Annotated in this window: 16 protein-coding genes; 11 read left to right on the forward strand and 5 right to left on the reverse strand. The window is 61.2% G+C overall.

All coding sequences use genetic code 11. The annotated features are described in order from the left end of the window. Positions 1-94 precede the first annotated feature (94 nt). From QRN36_RS17165 to QRN36_RS17200, 8 genes are all read left to right on the forward strand, one after another. The gene (locus QRN36_RS17165) at positions 95-847 is read left to right on the forward strand and encodes an AraC family transcriptional regulator (RefSeq protein WP_285425145.1); all 753 of its coding nucleotides are present in this window, start codon (positions 95-97) and stop codon (positions 845-847) included. Between the two features lie 218 nt (positions 848-1,065). After that, complete coding sequence (locus QRN36_RS17170) at positions 1,066-1,884, forward strand: transporter substrate-binding domain-containing protein (protein WP_373568764.1); 819 nt, start codon at positions 1,066-1,068, stop codon at positions 1,882-1,884. A gap of 196 nt (positions 1,885-2,080) precedes the next feature. Beyond that, the gene (locus QRN36_RS17175) at positions 2,081-3,850 is read left to right on the forward strand and encodes an aconitase X (protein ID WP_285425146.1); all 1,770 of its coding nucleotides are present in this window, start codon (positions 2,081-2,083) and stop codon (positions 3,848-3,850) included. Further along, on the forward strand, positions 3,843-4,508 hold the full coding sequence (locus QRN36_RS17180) for an amino acid ABC transporter permease (RefSeq protein WP_285425147.1): 666 nt from the start codon (positions 3,843-3,845) through the stop codon (positions 4,506-4,508). Before QRN36_RS17175 ends, QRN36_RS17180 begins: the two co-directional genes overlap by 8 nt. 10 nt (positions 4,509-4,518) lie before the next feature. Further along, positions 4,519-5,169 (forward strand): amino acid ABC transporter permease, encoded by a 651-nt coding sequence (locus QRN36_RS17185; protein ID WP_093460869.1) that lies wholly within the window; start codon positions 4,519-4,521, stop codon positions 5,167-5,169. Further along, a complete protein-coding gene (locus tag QRN36_RS17190; protein ID WP_093460872.1) occupies positions 5,162-5,884 on the forward strand; it encodes an amino acid ABC transporter ATP-binding protein in 723 nt (240 codons plus the stop codon). Before QRN36_RS17185 ends, QRN36_RS17190 begins: the two co-directional genes overlap by 8 nt. Positions 5,885-6,232: 348 nt before the next feature. After that, positions 6,233-7,270 (forward strand): proline racemase family protein, encoded by a 1,038-nt coding sequence (locus QRN36_RS17195; RefSeq protein ID WP_285425148.1) that lies wholly within the window; start codon positions 6,233-6,235, stop codon positions 7,268-7,270. Between the two features lie 195 nt (positions 7,271-7,465). Next, complete coding sequence (locus QRN36_RS17200; protein WP_093460878.1) at positions 7,466-8,383, forward strand: dihydrodipicolinate synthase family protein; 918 nt, start codon at positions 7,466-7,468, stop codon at positions 8,381-8,383. A 132-nt stretch (positions 8,384-8,515) separates the two neighbouring features. On the opposite strand, the gene ttcA is transcribed toward QRN36_RS17200, so the two are convergent. Next, positions 8,516-9,340, reverse strand: a complete 825-nt coding sequence (ttcA, locus tag QRN36_RS17205; protein ID WP_093460881.1) for a tRNA 2-thiocytidine(32) synthetase TtcA — start codon at positions 9,338-9,340, stop codon at positions 8,516-8,518. A 318-nt stretch (positions 9,341-9,658) separates the two neighbouring features. On the opposite strand from ttcA, the gene QRN36_RS17210 reads away from it, so the two are divergent. Beyond that, a complete protein-coding gene (locus tag QRN36_RS17210) occupies positions 9,659-10,261 on the forward strand; it encodes a Yip1 family protein (RefSeq protein WP_093460885.1) in 603 nt (200 codons plus the stop codon). Positions 10,262-10,483: 222 nt separating this feature from the next. Further along, a complete protein-coding gene (locus QRN36_RS17215; RefSeq protein WP_285425149.1) occupies positions 10,484-10,978 on the forward strand; it encodes a SprT family zinc-dependent metalloprotease in 495 nt (164 codons plus the stop codon). 113 nt (positions 10,979-11,091) lie between these two features. On the opposite strand, the gene QRN36_RS17220 is transcribed toward QRN36_RS17215, so the two are convergent. Both QRN36_RS17220 and QRN36_RS17225 read right to left on the reverse strand, forming a co-directional pair. Further along, positions 11,092-12,273 (reverse strand): CaiB/BaiF CoA-transferase family protein, encoded by a 1,182-nt coding sequence (locus tag QRN36_RS17220; protein WP_285425150.1) that lies wholly within the window; start codon positions 12,271-12,273, stop codon positions 11,092-11,094. 179 nt (positions 12,274-12,452) lie between these two features. Beyond that, the gene (locus QRN36_RS17225; protein WP_093460893.1) at positions 12,453-13,787 is read right to left on the reverse strand and encodes a dicarboxylate/amino acid:cation symporter; all 1,335 of its coding nucleotides are present in this window, start codon (positions 13,785-13,787) and stop codon (positions 12,453-12,455) included. 344 nt (positions 13,788-14,131) lie between these two features. Between QRN36_RS17225 and QRN36_RS17230 the strand changes: the two genes are divergently transcribed. Further along, positions 14,132-15,130, forward strand: coding sequence for an AraC family transcriptional regulator (locus QRN36_RS17230; RefSeq protein WP_285425151.1), 999 nt, complete (start codon positions 14,132-14,134; stop codon positions 15,128-15,130). A 167-nt stretch (positions 15,131-15,297) separates the two neighbouring features. Here QRN36_RS17230 and QRN36_RS17235 read toward each other — a convergent pair whose 3' ends face one another. Continuing rightward, complete coding sequence (locus tag QRN36_RS17235) at positions 15,298-16,641, reverse strand: ATP-binding protein (RefSeq protein WP_285425152.1); 1,344 nt, start codon at positions 16,639-16,641, stop codon at positions 15,298-15,300. Further along, entirely contained in the window at positions 16,638-17,315 is a 678-nt protein-coding gene (locus tag QRN36_RS17240) for a response regulator transcription factor (protein ID WP_285425153.1), read from the reverse strand. The genes QRN36_RS17235 and QRN36_RS17240 overlap by 4 nt, the downstream gene beginning before the upstream one ends. Between the last annotated feature and the right edge of the window lie 31 nt (positions 17,316-17,346).

Below are 17,346 nucleotides of genomic sequence, written 5' to 3' on the forward strand. Positions count from 1 at the left end.
GTGAGGTCCGTCCTGCTTATTGCCGCTTTCTAAGCAGCGCCACATTGCCGCATGATCGACCCTGCCCATCCGTCCGGCCGCCCTGATGATGAACATGATTGACCTGCTGCCCGCCTCGCCCCTGCGCGACCTCGATCAATTGCTGACCAGTCTGGAACTGGTTGCGCCGTTGTTCGATGCAATTCCCGGCGTGGTGTTTTTCATCAAGGACGCCAAAGCGCGTTATGCGCTGGTCAACCAGACGCTGGTGCAGCGGTGCGGTTGCAAGGAGAAGCAGCAGATCGTCGGGCTGACCGCCGAGCAGGTTTTCCCGGCGCGGTTCGGCCCGCTGTACACCGCGCAGGATCGGCGGGTTCTGGCCGATGGCAGACAGCTGAGTGATCAGCTCGAGCTGCACCTCTATTACGGCAATCAGCCGATCTGGTGCCTGACCCACAAGATTGCCTTGCGCGACCATCAAGGGGCGATCATTGGTCTGGCCGGGATATCCCGGGATTTACAGACCCTGCAAACCACACACCCGGCGTACCAGAAGCTGGTCGAAGTCGATGCTTATATTCGCCAGCATTTCGCGCGCTCCATCACCCTTGAGGAACTGACCGCCATCGCCGGGCTGTCGATTGCCCAGCTGGAGCGCCACTGCAAGCGCATTTTCCAACTCACGCCGCGCCAGATGATTCACAAAGCGCGACTGGGCGAAGCGTCGCGGTTGTTGCGCGAGGACCTGTCGATCACCGAGGTCGCCTTGCGTTGCGGGTACACCGATCACAGCGCGTTCAGCCGGCAATTCAAGGCGTTGACGGGCGTGTCGCCCAGTCAGTATCGGGATGCGCAGCAGCAGAACTGATACCGCGCTCACCAACGTGCATCTATGAAGCACTGCGTGGTTTTTTGCTCCTTTATGTAACACCTCTGGTGCCCCGGCAGGTCCCTGCCCTGTCGGCAGGCCGCCCACCAAAGCCCTGCAGCGCGTGATGGCAAATCGGGCACGCACCGTGCATATGAAATATCGTATACGAAATTACTTATCCGGCCGTTCCATTACTTGCATCCACCGAGGCTTCTATGAAAAAGCATGCTGTTGCCGTAGCCCTCCTCGCTGTAATGAGTTCCTCTTTCATCAATACTGCCTTTGCCGACAAGCTCGATGACATCATCGACTCCGGCAAACTGCGCTGCGCCGTGACCCTGGACTTCCCGCCCATGGGTTCGCGCGATGACAAGAACAACCCGGTCGGATTTGACGTCGATTACTGCAACGATCTGGCGAAGGTGCTCGGGGTCACCGCCGAAGTGGTGGAAACGCCGTTTTCGGACCGGATTCCGGCCTTGGTCTCGGGACGCGCCGACGTCATCGTCGCTTCGACGTCCGACACGCTGGAGCGGGCAAAAACCGTGGCGATGACCATTCCCTATTTCGCCTTTCAGATGGTCGTCCTGACCCGCGACAACACCGGCATCGGCAAATACGACGACCTCAAGGGCAAGAACGTCGGCAATACCAGCGGCACCTATGAAGCCATCGCGCTGGAAAAAGATCAGAAGGCCTGGGGCAGCGGCAGTTTCCGCGCCTACCAGACGCAGAACGACACGATCCTGGCCGTCGCTCAAGGCCACATCGACGCGACCGTGGTCACCAACACTGTCGCCGCCGCCACGCTCAAATCCGGGAAATACAAAGGCCTGAAAGTCGCGGGCAACGCGCCGTACGTCATCGATTACGTGTCTCTGGCAGCCAAGCGCAACGAATACGGGCTGATCCATTACCTCAATTTGTTCGTCAACCAACAGGTGCGCACCGGCCGTTATGACGAGCTGTGGAAGAAGTGGGTCGGTGACGAAATCAAGCCGGCCAACCTGACCGTGCCGGGGGTTTATTACTGAGCGTGGAGTTGACATCCCCCTGTAGGAGCGTGGCTTGTCCCGCGACCTGCCGGAAACCGGCAGCAAATTCAGCGCATGCGTGGGGCCTGATACACCGCATGCGCAGGGTTACGACGACTACGTCGCCGCTCGCGGGACAAGCCACGCTCCTACAAGGGATCGCATCTGGTTTGACTACCTCATTCAGGAGCCCACGATGTCTGAAGTTTCGTTAAACGGCCGTTGTCTGGTCGCAGGCGCTGCCCAGGGCGAGCTGTTGTACGCCGATGTCGGCCTGAGCTTCTGGGGCGGGGTCGAGCCGTTCACCGGCGAAGTGATTGATCGCCATCACCCGTTGAGCGGCCAGATCATCACCGGACGGGTGCTGGCGATTCCCAGTGGACGCGGTTCGTGCACCGGCAGCAGCGTGTTGCTGGAGCTGATCCTCAACGGTCACGCGCCTGCGGCACTGGTCTTCGAGCGGGTCGAAGACATTCTGACCCTCGGCGTGCTCGTCGCTGAGCAAATGTTCGGCCACTCGATTCCGGTCATCAGCCTGGGCGAGGCAGGGTTCGCCGCATTACGCCCAGTGAAATTCCTGCGCGTCGACGGCGCCCGAGTCACGGCATTCGACAGCGCCCCGCCTGCACTGCCCGCTCAGTCGCCACGCCAGGCGAGTCGCGTCAGCCAGACCATCAATCTGAGCGAGATGGATCAGAGTTTTCTCGACGGCACCTATGGCAAAGCCGCACAAGTGGCAATGGGCATCATCCTGCGCATGGCCGAGCTGCAAGGGGCGACAGAACTGCTGGACATCACCCAGGCGCACATCGACGGCTGCATCTACACAGGCCCGGCGAGTCTGCGTTTCGCACGGCAACTGGTCGAATGGGGCGCCAAAGTGCGCGTGCCGACCACCTTGAATTCGATCTCGGTGGACAAGCGTCGCTGGCGCGAGCTGGGGGTCGATCCGGCGCTCGGCGAACCCGCCAGTCAACTGGGTGACGCGTACCTGGACATGGGCGCCCGCGTCAGTTTTACCTGCGCGCCTTATCTGCTGGACAGCGCGCCAGAGCTGGGCGACCAGATCGTCTGGGCCGAATCCAATGCGGTGGTCTACGCCAACAGCGTGATCGGCGCGCGCACCCTCAAGTACCCGGACTACCTCGACATCTGCATCGCCCTGACCGGCCGCGCGCCGAACATCGGCTGCCACCTGACGCAGCAACGCCTCGCCGCCCTGCGCATCGACATTCCTGCGCTCGACCGGCTGGACGACAGTTTCTACCCACTGCTGGGCTATCACATCGGCCTGCTCTGCGGTGCCGAGATCCCAGTGGTCTGCGGCCTGGAGCACGAAGGCCCGACCCTGGATGACCTCAAAGCCTTCGGTGCCGCGTTCGCCACCACGTCGGCTGCGCCCATGTTTCACATCGCCGGCATCACGCCTGAAGCCACCACCGTCGAACTCGCCCTGGGCGGACACCCTCCCGCCCGGACGCTGAGCGTCAGCGAAACCGATTTACTGCACAGCTGGCGCGAACTGAACAGCGCGCAGAGCCCGGAGGTCGACGCAGTGACGCTGGGTAATCCGCACTTTTCCCTGAGCGAATGCGCAAGCCTGGCAGCACTGTGCCAAGGCAAACGCAAGCACGAGCGCGTCGCCATCGTCATCACCTGCGGTCGCGCCACACTGGAGCGCGCGCAACAGGCCGGGTACGTCGCCACGCTGGAAGACTTCGGCGTGCAATTCGTCACCGACACCTGCTGGTGCATGCTCGCCGAACCGGTCATCCCGCCGACCGCCCGCACGCTGATGACCAATTCGGGCAAGTACGCCCACTACGCACCCGGTCTGGTGGGCCGCCGCGTGCATTTCGCCAGCCTTGCCGAGTGCGTCGAAAGCGCCTGCACCGGCGTCGCCAGCGGCCGTCTGCCAGCCTGGCTGCACGCGGCGGCCCGCGCGGAGGCTGCCGCGAATGTTTGACTACAACTTCCATTGGCGAGCGGCTTTCAAGGCCCTGCCGGACATGCTCGATGGCGCCTGGGTGACGTTCCAGACCGCCGCCCTGTCGATGATCCTCGGGGTCATCATCGCGTTGTTTCTGGTGTTCATGCGTCAGGGCAAGAACCCTGTGTTCCGCGGCTTCGCAGCCACCTGGATCTCCATCGCGCGCAACACGCCCTCGCTGTTTCAGGTGTACATCCTGTATTTCGGCCTTGGCTCGTTCGGTCTGCATGTGAGCTCATGGGTCGCCCTGCTGGCCGGCATCACCCTGAATAACGCCGGCTATCTCGCGGAGAATTTTCGCGGCGGCCTCAAGGCGGTGCCTGACACTCAACTGCGCGCCGCGCGCTCGCTGGGCATGAGCGCGCCGCAGGCCTATCGGCTGATCGTCATTCCGCAGTTGCTGCGCATTGTCTTCTATCCCCTGACCAACCAGATGGTCTGGGCGGTGCTGATGACCTCGATGGGCGTGATCGTGGGCCTGAACAACGACCTCACCGGCGTGACGCAGGATTACAACGTCAAGACCTTCCGCACCTTCGAATTCTTCGCCATCGCGGCGGTGCTCTATTACCTGATCGCCAAGTTGATCGTGGCCGTGGCGCGGCTGCTGTCCTGGCGCCTGTTCCGGTACTGAGGAGTCGAGCATGTTCAATAGCACGTTCAGCTGGAACGACCTGCAATTCATGCTTCAAGGCGCCTGGGTGACGATTCTGCTGACGGTCGTCTCGATGATCATCGGCACCCTGGCGGGCGTGGTCTGCGGCATGGCCCGCGCGCTGCTGCCACGCAGCACCATCCCGCTGGCCTGGTTGCTGGATGTGTTTCGCAGCGTGCCGCTGCTGATTCAGTTCGTCCTGTTCAATGCGCTGAAAAGCATCGCGGGCCTGAACTGGAGCGCGTTCGCCGTGGCCTGCGTCGTGCTGGGGCTGTATGTCACTGCGTATTGCACGGAGATCGTGCGCAGCGGCGTGCTGTCGGTTCCGCTCAGCCTGCGCCGCGCCAGCCGCTCGCTGGGTCTCACGTACTGGCAGGACCTGCGCCGGATCGTCATGCCAATGGCGACCCGCGTCGCCTTCCCCGGCTGGGTGAATCTGCTGCTCTCAGTCATGAAAGACACCGCGCTGGTGATGTGGATCGGCATCGTCGAACTGCTCCGCGCCTCGCAGACCATCGTCACGCGCATTCAGGAACCGCTGCTGGTGCTGTGCATCGCAGGCCTCATTTACTACGTCATGAGTCTGGTGATCGCCCGTCTGGGTGCCCGGCTGGAAACAAGGTGGCAGGAAAATGATTGAGATCGACAACGTACACAAATCATTCGGCGAGCTTGAAGTCATCAAGGGCGTGAGCCTGCAGGTGAACAAGGGCGAAGTGGTGTCGATCATCGGCGGGTCGGGCTCGGGCAAGTCGACGCTGCTGATGTGCATCAATGGCCTGGAATCGATCAAGAGCGGCAGCATTCGCGTGGACGGCACGGAAGTGCATGCCAAGGGCACCGACATCAACAAGCTGCGGCAGAAGATCGGCATCGTCTTCCAGCAGTGGAACGCGTTCCCGCACCTGACGGTGCTCGAGAACGTCATGCTGGCGCCACGCACGGTGCTGGGTAAAAGCAAAGCCGAGGCCGAAGCGCTGGCGGTCCGGCAACTGACCCATGTGGGGCTGGGCGACAAGCTCAAGGTATTCCCCGGCAAACTCTCGGGCGGGCAGCAACAGCGCATGGCGATTGCCCGCGCGCTGGCGATGTCGCCGGACTACATGCTGTTTGACGAGGCGACTTCGGCGCTTGACCCGCAGTTGGTGGGTGAGGTCCTGGACACCATGCGCATGCTTGCCGAGGACGGCATGACGATGATTCTGGTGACCCACGAAATCCGCTTCGCGCGGGACGTGTCCGACCGCGTGGCGTTTTTCCGCAATGGCCTGGTGCATGAAATCGGCACGCCGGATCAGGTCATTGGCAACCCGCAGCGGCCGGAAACGGCGGACTTTCTGCGGTCGATCAATTAAAGGATCTGAAGCCTGAGGGTCAGGCGCAAGGCGTTTGCAGATCAAAATTGCAGGCGTGAGCCTGCTCGCGAAGACGGAGTTTCAGTCCATTCATCTGCACCGGATGTACTGGCCTCTTCCCGGCTGAAGCCGGTCCTGCAGACGCTGCAAGCTTTGCGTAGGACCGGCGTCTTCCCGGCTGAAGCCGGTCCTGCAGACGCTGCAAGCTTTTCGTAGGACCGGCTTTAGCCGGGAAAGCGTCGGGTGTTTCGCCGCTGATCGAAGCGGGGCGCCATAGACAGCTGGCTTACTCCCACAGATTGTGCAGTGGCGTCAGGTAATACGAGTCCAACAGGAGGGTTTTGCGAAATGCGCTCATCGAAAGTGATTCATGTGGTCAGTTGTCACGCCGAGGGCGAGGTCGGTGATGTGATCGTCGGCGGGGTCGCGCCGCCACCCGGGGACACGATCTGGGAACAGTCGCGCTGGATCGAGCAGGACAACGTGCTGCGCAACTTCATGCTCAATGAGCCGCGCGGCGGCGTGTTCCGCCACGTCAACCTGTTGGTGCCGCCTAAGAACCCCAAGGCGCAGATGGGCTGGATCATCATGGAACCTGCCGACGTGCCGCCGATGTCCGGCTCCAACTCGCTGTGCGTGGCAACGGTGCTGCTGGACAGCGGCATTCTGCCCATGACCGAGCCGCAAACCCGCCTGATTCTTGAAGCGCCCGGCGGACTGATCGAAGCCATCGCGCAATGCCGCGACGGCAAGGTGCAGAGCGTCGAGGTGCACAACCATCCGTCCTTCGCCGATCAACTGGACGTGTGGATCGAGGTGCCCGGCCTGGGTTCGGTAGAGGTCGACACGGCTTACGGCGGCGACAGTTTCGCCATCGTCGACTCAGTGAAACTGGGTTTCTCGCTCACGGCCGACGAGGCGAAGGACCTGGTGGAAACGGGGCTCAAGATCACCCAGGCGGCCAACGAGCAATTGGGCTTCACCCACCCGCTGAACAAGGACTGGAACCACATTTCGTTCTGTCAGATCGCGGCCCCGGTGAATTACGCCGCTGGCGTGGCCAATGCCGCGAACGCGGTGGTGATCCGTCCCGGCAAGATCGACCGTTCACCGTGCGGCACCGGCTGTTCGGCACGTCTGGCGGTGTTGCACGCCAAGGGACAGTTGAAGGTCGGTGACCGGTTCATCGGGCGCTCGATCATCGGCTCGGAGTTTCATTGCAAGATCCAGAGCGAAACCGAAATCGCCGGCCGCAAGGCCATTGTGCCCAGCCTCTCGGGCCGCGCCTGGATCACCGGGACCCACCAGCACATGCTCGACCCAAGCGACCCGTGGCCAGAGGGGTACAAGCTGACCGATACCTGGCCGGTTGGCCTGAAGCTGTGATTTGAAGCAAGACGCAATACCTGTAGGAGCGCGCTTGCCCGCGATGCGTCGGATCAGACGCATTGAGGGTGAATGATTCACCGCATCGCGGGCAAGCGCGCTCCTACAGTCGATTCGCAAAGCACATCAACCAGGGCGAAATTCGTCCAAACCAAAACGTATACGAAATACCTTAATGCACAAGAGGAGTCACTCATGAGTCAGTCCGTATCCTGGAGCGGTGTTTTCCCCGCGGTCACCACACAATTCAACGAAGACTTTTCCCTCAACCTGGAGGCCACCCACAAGGTCATTTCCAATCTGGTCCGCGACGGCGTGTCAGGTCTGGTGATATGCGGGACCGTGGGCGAGAACACCTCTTTGAGCGTGTCCGAAAAAATCAGTCTGGTGGAGGCGGCCAAGGACGCCTCGGCCGGTCGAGTGCCGGTGATTTCCGGGATCGCCGAATTCACCAGCGCCAACGCCAGCGCTGTCGCCAAAGACGTACAGAAAGCCGGTGCCGACGGGATCATGCTGATGCCCGCGCTGGTGTATTCGTCAAAACCGTTCGAAACCGCTGCGCATTTCCGCACCGTGGCCGCCGCCACCGATTTGCCGATGATGGTGTACAACAACCCGCCCATCTACAAAAACGACGTCACCCCGGACATCCTGATTTCCCTGGCCGACTGCGACAACATTGTCTGCTTCAAGGACTCGTCGGGTAACACCAACCGCTTCATCGACGTGCGCAACGAGGTCGGCGACCGCTTCGTGCTGTTTGCAGGGCTCGATGACGTACTGGTCGAAAGCGTGGCGGTGGGCGCGGTGGGCTGGGTGTCGGGCATGTCCAATGCCTTCCCGAAAGAAGGCGAAACCCTGTTCCGCCTGGCCAAGGCAGGACGCTTCGCCGAAGCGATGGCCCTGTATGAATGGTTCATGCCGCTGTTGCACCTGGATGCGCGTCCGGATCTGGTGCAGTGCATCAAGCTGTGCGAAGCGATCATGGAACGCGGCAGCGCCCTCACCCGCCCTCCGCGTCTGGCGTTGCCGGACAGCGACCGGGCGTACGTCGAAGGGCTGATGAAGACCGCGCTGGCGAACAAGCCGGTGTTGCCGGATGTGGGGCTTTGACGAACCTGCTGAACGACGCTTGACCATTGTAGGCGTGAGCTCGCTCGCGATTGCCATTCGTCAGACACTGTTTTATCTCTGACCTACCGCAATCGCGAGCAAGCTCACTCCCACAGGATTCCGTGCGTTGCTTTAAATATTCACCACATTCACAAACCGCGACGCGGCAGTTTCGTCGATCTTCAGACTGGTGAAATCGAACAGATTGCGGTCGGCCAGTTGCGACGGCACCACGTTCTGCAGGCTGCGGAAGATCATTTCGGAGCGGCCCGGCGTCTTGCGGTCCCACTCCTGAAGCATGTCCTTGACCACCTGACGCTGCAGGTTTTCCTGCGAGCCGCACAGGTTGCAAGGAATGATCGGGAATTGCTTCATGTCCGAATACGCCTGAATGTCCTTCTCGGCGCAGTACGCCAGCGGCCGGATCACCACGTTGCGGCCATCGTCGGCGCGCAGCTTGGGCGGCATGGCCTTGAGGGTGCCGTTGAAAAACATGTTCAGGAAGAACGTTTCGACGATGTCGTCACGGTGGTGACCGAGCGCCATCTTGGTCGCACCGATTTCGTCGGCGAAGGTGTACAGCGTGCCGCGACGCAGGCGTGAGCACAGCGAGCAAGTGGTCTTGCCTTCCGGAATCAGCTCCTTGACCACCGAGTACGTGTCTTTCTCGACGATGTGGTATTCGACGCCCAGCTCTTTCAGGTAGGCCGGCAGCACGTGCTCCGGAAAGCCCGGCTGTTTCTGGTCCATGTTCACGGCAACGATGTCGAACTTGATCGGCGCGACCTTCTGCAAATGCAGCAGCACGTCGAGCATGGTGTAGCTGTCCTTGCCGCCGGACAGGCAGACCATCACCTTGTCGCCCTCTTCAATCATGTTGAAATCGGCAACTGCCTCGCCTGCAAGCCGACGCAGACGCTTCTGCAGTTTGTTCTGATTGACTGAAAGGGTGCCCATGGCGCTGATATCCGCTCGCTGTGACTCTGGAAAAGGACGGCATTTTACGCATAAACGCTGGGGCTGGTAATGCCTGTTGGTCCCTTGAACACTGCCCGGGTTCTGCGTATTCACGTGGGTGCCGTCCGGGTACAAATCACCAACGGCTATTAACAGCGTTCTTGAATGCGCCAAACACTCTAACGCCTGCGGTTTTCATCGCCTGCGGCTTTCTATACTGCCAGTGAGGTCGCCGCCGTTTCCCTTGCCAGAGCGTGACCTTGCCCTGACTGCATCAGGTTGTCAGGTGCGACGGTTCCCTCATGAGGAGTAGCGGGCATGATTCATCACGTTTTGGGGCTGTTCACGCACCCCGATCAGGAATGGCAACAAATACGTGGCGAAAAAGAAGAAAGCATCGGCCACATGTACCTCACGCATACATTGATCCTCGCGGCGATCCCGGCCGTTTCGGCGTACATCGGCACCACGCAGGTCGGCTGGGTCATCGGCGGACGCACACCCGTCATGCTCACCAGCGACAGTGCGATCTGGATGACGATCATGTCGTACATCGCCATGCTGGCGGGCGTCGCCGTGATGGGTGGGTTCATTCACTGGATGGCAAGAACCTACGACGCCAGCCCTAGCCTCGCACGTTGCGTGGCGTTTGCGACCTACACCGCCACACCGCTTTTCATCGGCGGACTGGCGGCGCTCTACCCGCACATGTGGCTGGGAATGATGGTCGGGGTGGCGGCGGTCTGTTACACGGTTTATCTGCTGTACGTCGGGCTGCCGGTGTTCATGGGCATCGACCCGGACGAAGGCTTCATGTTTTCCAGCTCCGTGCTGGCGGTGGGGCTGGTGGTGCTGGTAGCGATCATGGCATTCACGGTGGTGCTGTGGGGCATCGGGGTCGGGCCTGAATACACGAATTGAGGCCTGTCGGTCATCGATCCAGCGACCGTACGCAAAACCTGCAGGAGTGAGCTTGCTCGCGATTGCGGTCTGCCAGACACAAGGATTTCTCTGACAGATAGCAATCGCGAGCACGCTCACTCCTACACGGCTCGGGGGTGAATTCATGACCATTCGGCAGCTCAGGTTTTCGGCAGGGACGCGCTTTGCGGCATACTCGCCTCCTCTGGAGACCGATGAAGCATGCTCGAGCAACTCAATACCCGCGTCGAATCCTGTTACCAACAAGCCGAAGACTTCTTCAAACGCCCTTTCAAACGCCCTGTCGTCAGCCTCAAATTAAGGGGCCAGAAGGCCGGTGTCGCGCATCTGCACGAAAACATGCTGCGCTTCAATCCGCAGCTTTACCGCGAAAACAGTGAAGATTTCCTGCGTCAGACCGTGGCCCATGAAGTCGCGCACCTGGTCGCCCATCAACTGTTCGGCGACACCATCGCGCCTCACGGCGAAGAGTGGCAACTGATCATGCGTGGCGTGTATGAGCTGCCGCCCAACCGCTGCCACACCTATGAAATCCAGCGTCGCAGCGTGACCCGCTACATCTACCGCTGCCCGTGCCCGGAAAGCGATTTCCCGTTTTCCGTGCAGCGGCACAAGCTGGTGCGCAAAGGTCGGCGTTATCTGTGCCGCCGGTGTCGGGAAATCCTGGTGTTCAGCGGCGAGACGCGGGTGGAGTAACGCCCGCTTCTCGGCAGTCCTCACCGGCCCTTTCGTGAGCAAGCTCACTCCCACGGGGGATCGAGGCATACTTGAACTTGCTCGCGAAGAGGCTGGTGACTGCGCCACATCCGTCAGCCAATGACCCCGGTCGCACGCATGGCGCTGATTTGCTCCTGATCAAACCCCGCCTCCGCCAGCACCTGTTCGCTGTGCGCACCCACTGACACACCGATATGCCGGGGCGGTGCGAGGCCTTCGGAGAACTTCAGCGGGCACGCCATCTGTGGCTGAGCGCTGCCATCGCTCCTCGGCACCAGCGTGACCACCTGCCGGGCTTGCAACTGCGGATGGTCCACCGCCTCCGAGAAGCTCAGCACCGGCTCGACGCATGCATCAACCGCTGCGAAACAGGTCGTAAGTTCGGCAAAACTGCGCCGTTCGAACTCAATCTGCAGCGCTTGTTTGAGCGCCATCTGCTGGGCATGGTCCGATGAAAGTCCCGACTGTGCCAATTCGGGTCGCCCCAAAGCCTCGCACAGCGCATCCATGAACACAGGCTCCAGACTGCCGACCGCGAACCAGCGTCCGTCACGGCTGCGGTAGTAGTCATAGAAGCTGCCGCCATTGAGCATCTGGTCTTCCCGGCGCGGCTCGACGCCCGCCGCCAGGGCACCGGCGCCAGCCAAGGCATTCAGGCTGAAAGTGCAGTCGGTCATGCTGACATCGACGTACTGCCCTCTCCCGGTCTCATTGCGCGCCACCACGGCTGCCAGCAAGCCGATCACGCCGTGCAGCGAACCGCCCGCCACATCGGCGATCTGCACGCCCAGCGGCAAAGGGCCGCTGTCCTTGCGACCGGTGTGGCTGGCAATTCCCGACAGCGCCAGGTAGTTGATGTCATGCCCGGCACGGTCGCGATAAGGGCCGGTCTGTCCGTAGCCGGTGATTGCCACGTAGATCAGCTTCGGATTGATCGCCTGCAGCGCCTGATAACCGATGCCCAGACGCTCCATCACGCCGGGCCGGAACTGCTCCAGCACGATGTCGTAATCCGCGACCAGTCGTTTGACGACCTCGATCGCCTGCGGCTGTTTGAGATCCAGCGCCAGGCTGCGCTTGTTGCGGTTGAGGTACGCGTGGCTGGCGGACACGCCCTGGTCATGGGGCGGCAGCGTGCGCAGAAGGTCTGGCCGGGTCGGCGATTCGATGCGCAACACGTCGGCGCCCATATCGGCCAGCAACAACGAAGCAAAGGGGCCGGGCAGCAGCGTGGAAAAATCGAGGACTTTGAGCGAAGACAACGGACCTTGCATGCGGGCGCTTCCCTGGACATCAATGATGAGGGACAGCGTAGGTCGGGGCATTCGGCGGGGCAATGACACGATCCATCATCAAGACTTACACGAGGTTAGTCTGCCGATCTTGCAGCCAATAAAAAACCCGCCCGGGTTTCCCTCGGGCGGGTTTTTCACATCAGCCAGACGCTAAGCGATCAAGAGCGCCCTACCGTGGCAGAACCTTCAGCCACGCCCAGGTCGTCCTCTGGACGGGTTTCTTCGATGGCGCGACCGCCGCTGGCCAGTTCAGCCTGCATTTGCGGCACGTCCAGTTCCTTCACCCACTTGGCCACGACCAGGGTCGCGACTGCGTTACCGACCAGGTTGGTCAGTGCACGGGCTTCGGACATGAAGCGGTCGATACCCAGGATCAGCGCCAGACCCGCCACCGGCAGGTGACCGACGGCAGACAGGGTCGCCGCCAGTACGATGAAGCCCGAACCGGTCACGCCCGCGGCGCCTTTGGAAGACAGCAGCAGCACCAGCAGCAAGGTGATCTGATGGGTGATGTCCATGTGGGTGTTGGTCGCCTGCGCGATGAACACGGCCGCCATGGTCAGGTAGATCGACGTGCCGTCCAGGTTGAACGAGTAACCGGTCGGGATCACCAGACCCACGACGGATTTCTTCGCGCCCAGACGCTCCATCTTGATCAGCATGCGTGGCAGAGCCGATTCAGACGAAGAGGTCCCCAGCACGATCAGCAGTTCTTCACGGATGTACTTGATCAGCTTGAGGATGCTGAAACCGTGTGCACGGGCGATGCTGCCCAGCACCAGCAGGACGAACAGCAGGCAGGTGATGTAGAAGCACAGCATCAGCTGACCCAACTGCACCAGCGAGCTGACGCCGTAAGCGCCGATGGTGAAGGCCATCGCGCCCAGCGCACCCAGTGGGGCCAGCTTCATGATCATGTTGATGATGTTAAACATCACGTGAGCGAAGCGATCGATGAAGTCCAGGATCGGCTTGCCGTACGAACCCAAGCGATGCAGCGCGAAGCCGAAGATGACCGAGAACATCAGCACTTGCAGGATGTCACCGTTGGCGAAGGCACCGACGATGGTGTTCGGGATCACGTTCAGAATGAAACCGATCACGCTCTGGTCTTTACCGGCCGTGACGTAGGCGGCAACTTTGGAAGCATCGAGGGTCGAAACGTCGATGTTCATGCCGGCGCCCGGCTGAACCACGTTGACCACGATCAGGCCGATGATCAGCGAGATGGTCGACACGATTTCGAAGTAGAGCAGCGCGTAACCGCCGGTCTTGCCCACGGATTTCATGCTCTGCATGCCAGCGATACCGCTGACCACGGTGCAGAAGATGATGGGGGCGATGACCATTTTGATCAGTTTGATGAACCCGTCACCCAAGGGTTTGAGCGTAACGGCAGTGTCGGGATACCAGTGACCGAGTGCGATACCGATGATGATTGCAACGATCACCTGGGCATACAGGGATTTGTAGATTGGCTGACGAGTCGTCATTGCAGTTTCCTCAAGAGCATCGTTTGCAGCATTCCAGATGCAGCGACGCCTAAAGTGCGAACCCTCCTGCTCGGAGGGATTTGTTGTTGTCGAGCTGCTCTCAGGCAGACCTCTGCACCCATTAACGCAAGCCCCGTGCCATCGTTCGATAAAGCGCCAGAAACCCCAAGTGGCAAGGACCGTTCGCTGAATCCTAGTCTGAAATCGGTCGGCACGGTGGCGGATTTCCGCCCTTTTTCGACAAATAGGCGCTGTCATTGGCGGGTATCCGCCTTGCAGGCGACAACGATCGGCGCGACCCTGCGTTCACGCATCCGCAGCCAAAACACAAAAAGAGCAGCCCCATGCGCCATCGCACCATCGCCAGCCACTTCGCCCGGGCCGTTCTGCAAGGCGCGCGGCATTACGACCTCGATTGCCGGCCGATACTGGAGCAGGCGGGTATACAGCCTGAATGGCTGAACGAGCCACGGGCGCGGATCGCGCCGGAGCAGTTCGCACGGCTGATCCAGCTGGTCTGGCGCGCTCTGGATGACGAATTCATGGGCTTTGGCCGTGCGCCCAGCAGACGCGGCACGTTCGCGATGATGTGCCACGCCCTGATTCATTGCCGGACGCTGGAAAAAGCGCTGCAGCGCGGGTTCAGGTTTTATGGCCTGTTTGCGCAGGCCCCACGGCTGAGCCTTGAGCGCGATGGCGAATGGGTGCGGCTGTGCCTGGACGATTCGAGCCTGCGTGACCCGGAACATTTTCTCAGCGAGTCGCTGCTGGTGATCTGGCACCGGCTGGCGAGCTGGCTGATCGGCCAGCGTATTCGCCTGGAGCAGTCAACGTTCGCCTATCCGCGCCCCGCCCATGGCGCGGAGTACGAGCTGCTGTTTTATTCGCCGTTGCGATTCGATGCCGAGCGCACGGCCCTGACCTTCCATCACCGTTACCTGAACCTGCCGCTGCTGCAGGACGAGCGTACGTTGAAGCGGTTTCTCGAACGTTCTCCCGCTGACCTGCTCGCCCGCCCCGATGAGGGTGACAGCCTGAGCAGCCAGTTGCGTCGCCTGCTCAGCCGCGATTGCAATCAGTGGCCGGACCTGGAAACGGTCGCCGATCACTTGCACATCAGCGCGCAAACATTGCGCCGGCATCTGCGTGAGGAAGGCGCCAGTTTTCAGGGGCTCAAGGACGAGTTGCGCCGGGACATGGCGATTTACCATTTGGGTCAGCCAAACCTTTCACTGCAGCAGATCGCCGAGCAACTGGGGTTTTCGGAGCCTTCGGCGTTTCATCGCGCGTTCAAGAAATGGACAGGCCTCACGCCAGGAGCGTATCGGGCGCAGGCGGTTTGAAGGGCCTGAGCATATTGGGTAGGAGCGAGGGGTGTCCCGCGATCTGGCGCGCAGCGGCAGCATTTCCTGACAATGCGCAGGGATAGACGCCCAAGTGTCCGGATTGACGACTGCTGCGCAGCCGATCGCGGGACAAGCCACGCTCCTACAGGGCTGTGACGGATAGTTTAAATCGCAAACTGAATCCTGAACGCTGCGCCGCCCAACTCCGAATCCCCCAAAGTCAGCCCTGCGCCGTAGCTTTCGATGATGTCCTTGACCACCGCAAGGCCGATGCCCTGACCCGGGTTTTTCTGATCCAGGCGCTCGCCACGCTCCAGAATTCGGGCGCGCTGGTTGAGGGGGACGCCGGGGCCGTCGTCTTCGATGCACAGTTCGTCGCCCATCATCGAAGGCCGCCAACTGACCCGCACCTCACCCAGGCACAGGCGATAGGCGTTTTCCAGCAAATTGCCGAGCATCTCCAGCAGCGCGCCCTCCTCCATCTGCACCTGACAGTTGTCCGGCAAGTCGAGCACGACCGTCACCTGCTTGTCGCGATAGACCTTCTCCAGCGTGTTGCACAGGCTCTGAACGACCGGCTTCAACGCGACGTGATGGCGCACCAGACCACTTTTGCGCAGGCTGGCGCGCTGCAGCTGGTAACCGATCTGCTGACTCATGCGCTCGATCTGCGATTGCAGAATGCGCGCCTGCTCAAGGTCTTCGGGGCGCTTGGCGATCTTTTCACTGACGCCCTGCAAGACGGCCAGCGGCGTTTTCAGGCTGTGGGCCAGATCGCCCAGCGAGTCGCGATAGCGAATGCGCTGCTCACGTTCACTGCGCAACAGGCGGTTGAGCGAATCGGTCAGACGCAACAGTTCGCTGGGGTGTTCCTCACTGAGGCTCTCGCGCGAACCGGCTTCGACCTGATCGAGCTCCTGACTCATCCCTCGCAGTGCACGCAAGCCCCAGGTCAGGCCGACCCAGAGCAGAAGCAGCAACACCAGCAATGCGCCGCCGAAACCCAGATAGAGCTTTTCACGCAGACCGGAAATGGTTTCTTGATATTCACGCACCGGTTGCAAGGCGACGATGCTGTAGGCGGCATTGCGTCCGCCCAGCAGTTTGATTTCCACGTCATACACGAAGAATTCTTCGCCATTGGGCTGACGGATCTTGGCGAACTCGTTACCCCGACCGTCATAGCGCGGCTGATAGTCGATGGCTTCGTCTTCGGTGGCGCGGGACCGCCAGACCAGTTTGCCGGCGCGGTTATAGATGTAGCCCAGCAAGCGGCTGTCCGGCAGGCTGAACTGCTCGCCTGGCAGCAGCGTCGGCATCAACAGCCGATCATCCTCCACCCGCGCCGCGGAAATCAGCGTGGTGACGTCTGAGGCCAGTCGTTTTTCGATGGAGCTTTCCAGCGCCAGGCTGAACGCGCTTTGCAGCGCAGGCAACATCAGCAGCATGAAGATGACCGCCAGGGTCGCGGCGGCCAGCATCAGACGCAGGCGAAGCGAACGAATCATCGACAGCGCTCGGTGAAGAGGTAGCCCAGCCCGCGCACGGTATCAATCGGTTTGAAGCCGGAGGGCCCTTCCAGTTTGCGGCGCAGGCGACCGACCAGCACTTCGATCACGTTCGGATCGCGCTCGTCGTCATCGGGATAGAGCTGCTCCATGAGGCGCTCTTTGGGCACCACCTGCTGATGGTGGCGCATGAGGTATTCCAGAATCCGGTATTCGTAAGCGGTCAGCGCCAGCGGCTGTTCGTCCAGCGAGGCCTGCTTGCGGTTGAGGTCCAGGGTGAGCGGCCCGGCAATGATCGTCGATTGCGTGAAGCCGCTCGAGCGGCGCAACAGCGCATTGAGCCGGGCCTCCAGCTCTTCGAACTGAAACGGCTTGACCACGTAATCGTCAGCACCGGCGGCCAGGCCTTCGACCTTGTCCTGCCAGTTGCCGCGTGCGGTGAGGATCAGGATCGGAAACGCCTTGTTCTGAGCGCGCAACTGACGAATCAGGTCCAGCCCGCCAATGCCCGGCAGGCCCAGATCGATCACCGCCAGATCGTGGTTGAACTGCCCCGCCTGATACAACGCCTCCTCGGCATTGCCCACCGCCTCGACCACGTGGCCGCTCTCGGTCAGACGGGTCTGCAAGTGATGACGCAACAGGGCTTCATCTTCGACAACCAGCAATTTCATGACGCACTCCCAGGCAAAGGCATACCTCTCG

The organism is Pseudomonas sp. efr-133-TYG-103a (assembly GCF_030209235.1).
Lineage (GTDB): Bacteria > Pseudomonadota > Gammaproteobacteria > Pseudomonadales > Pseudomonadaceae > Aquipseudomonas.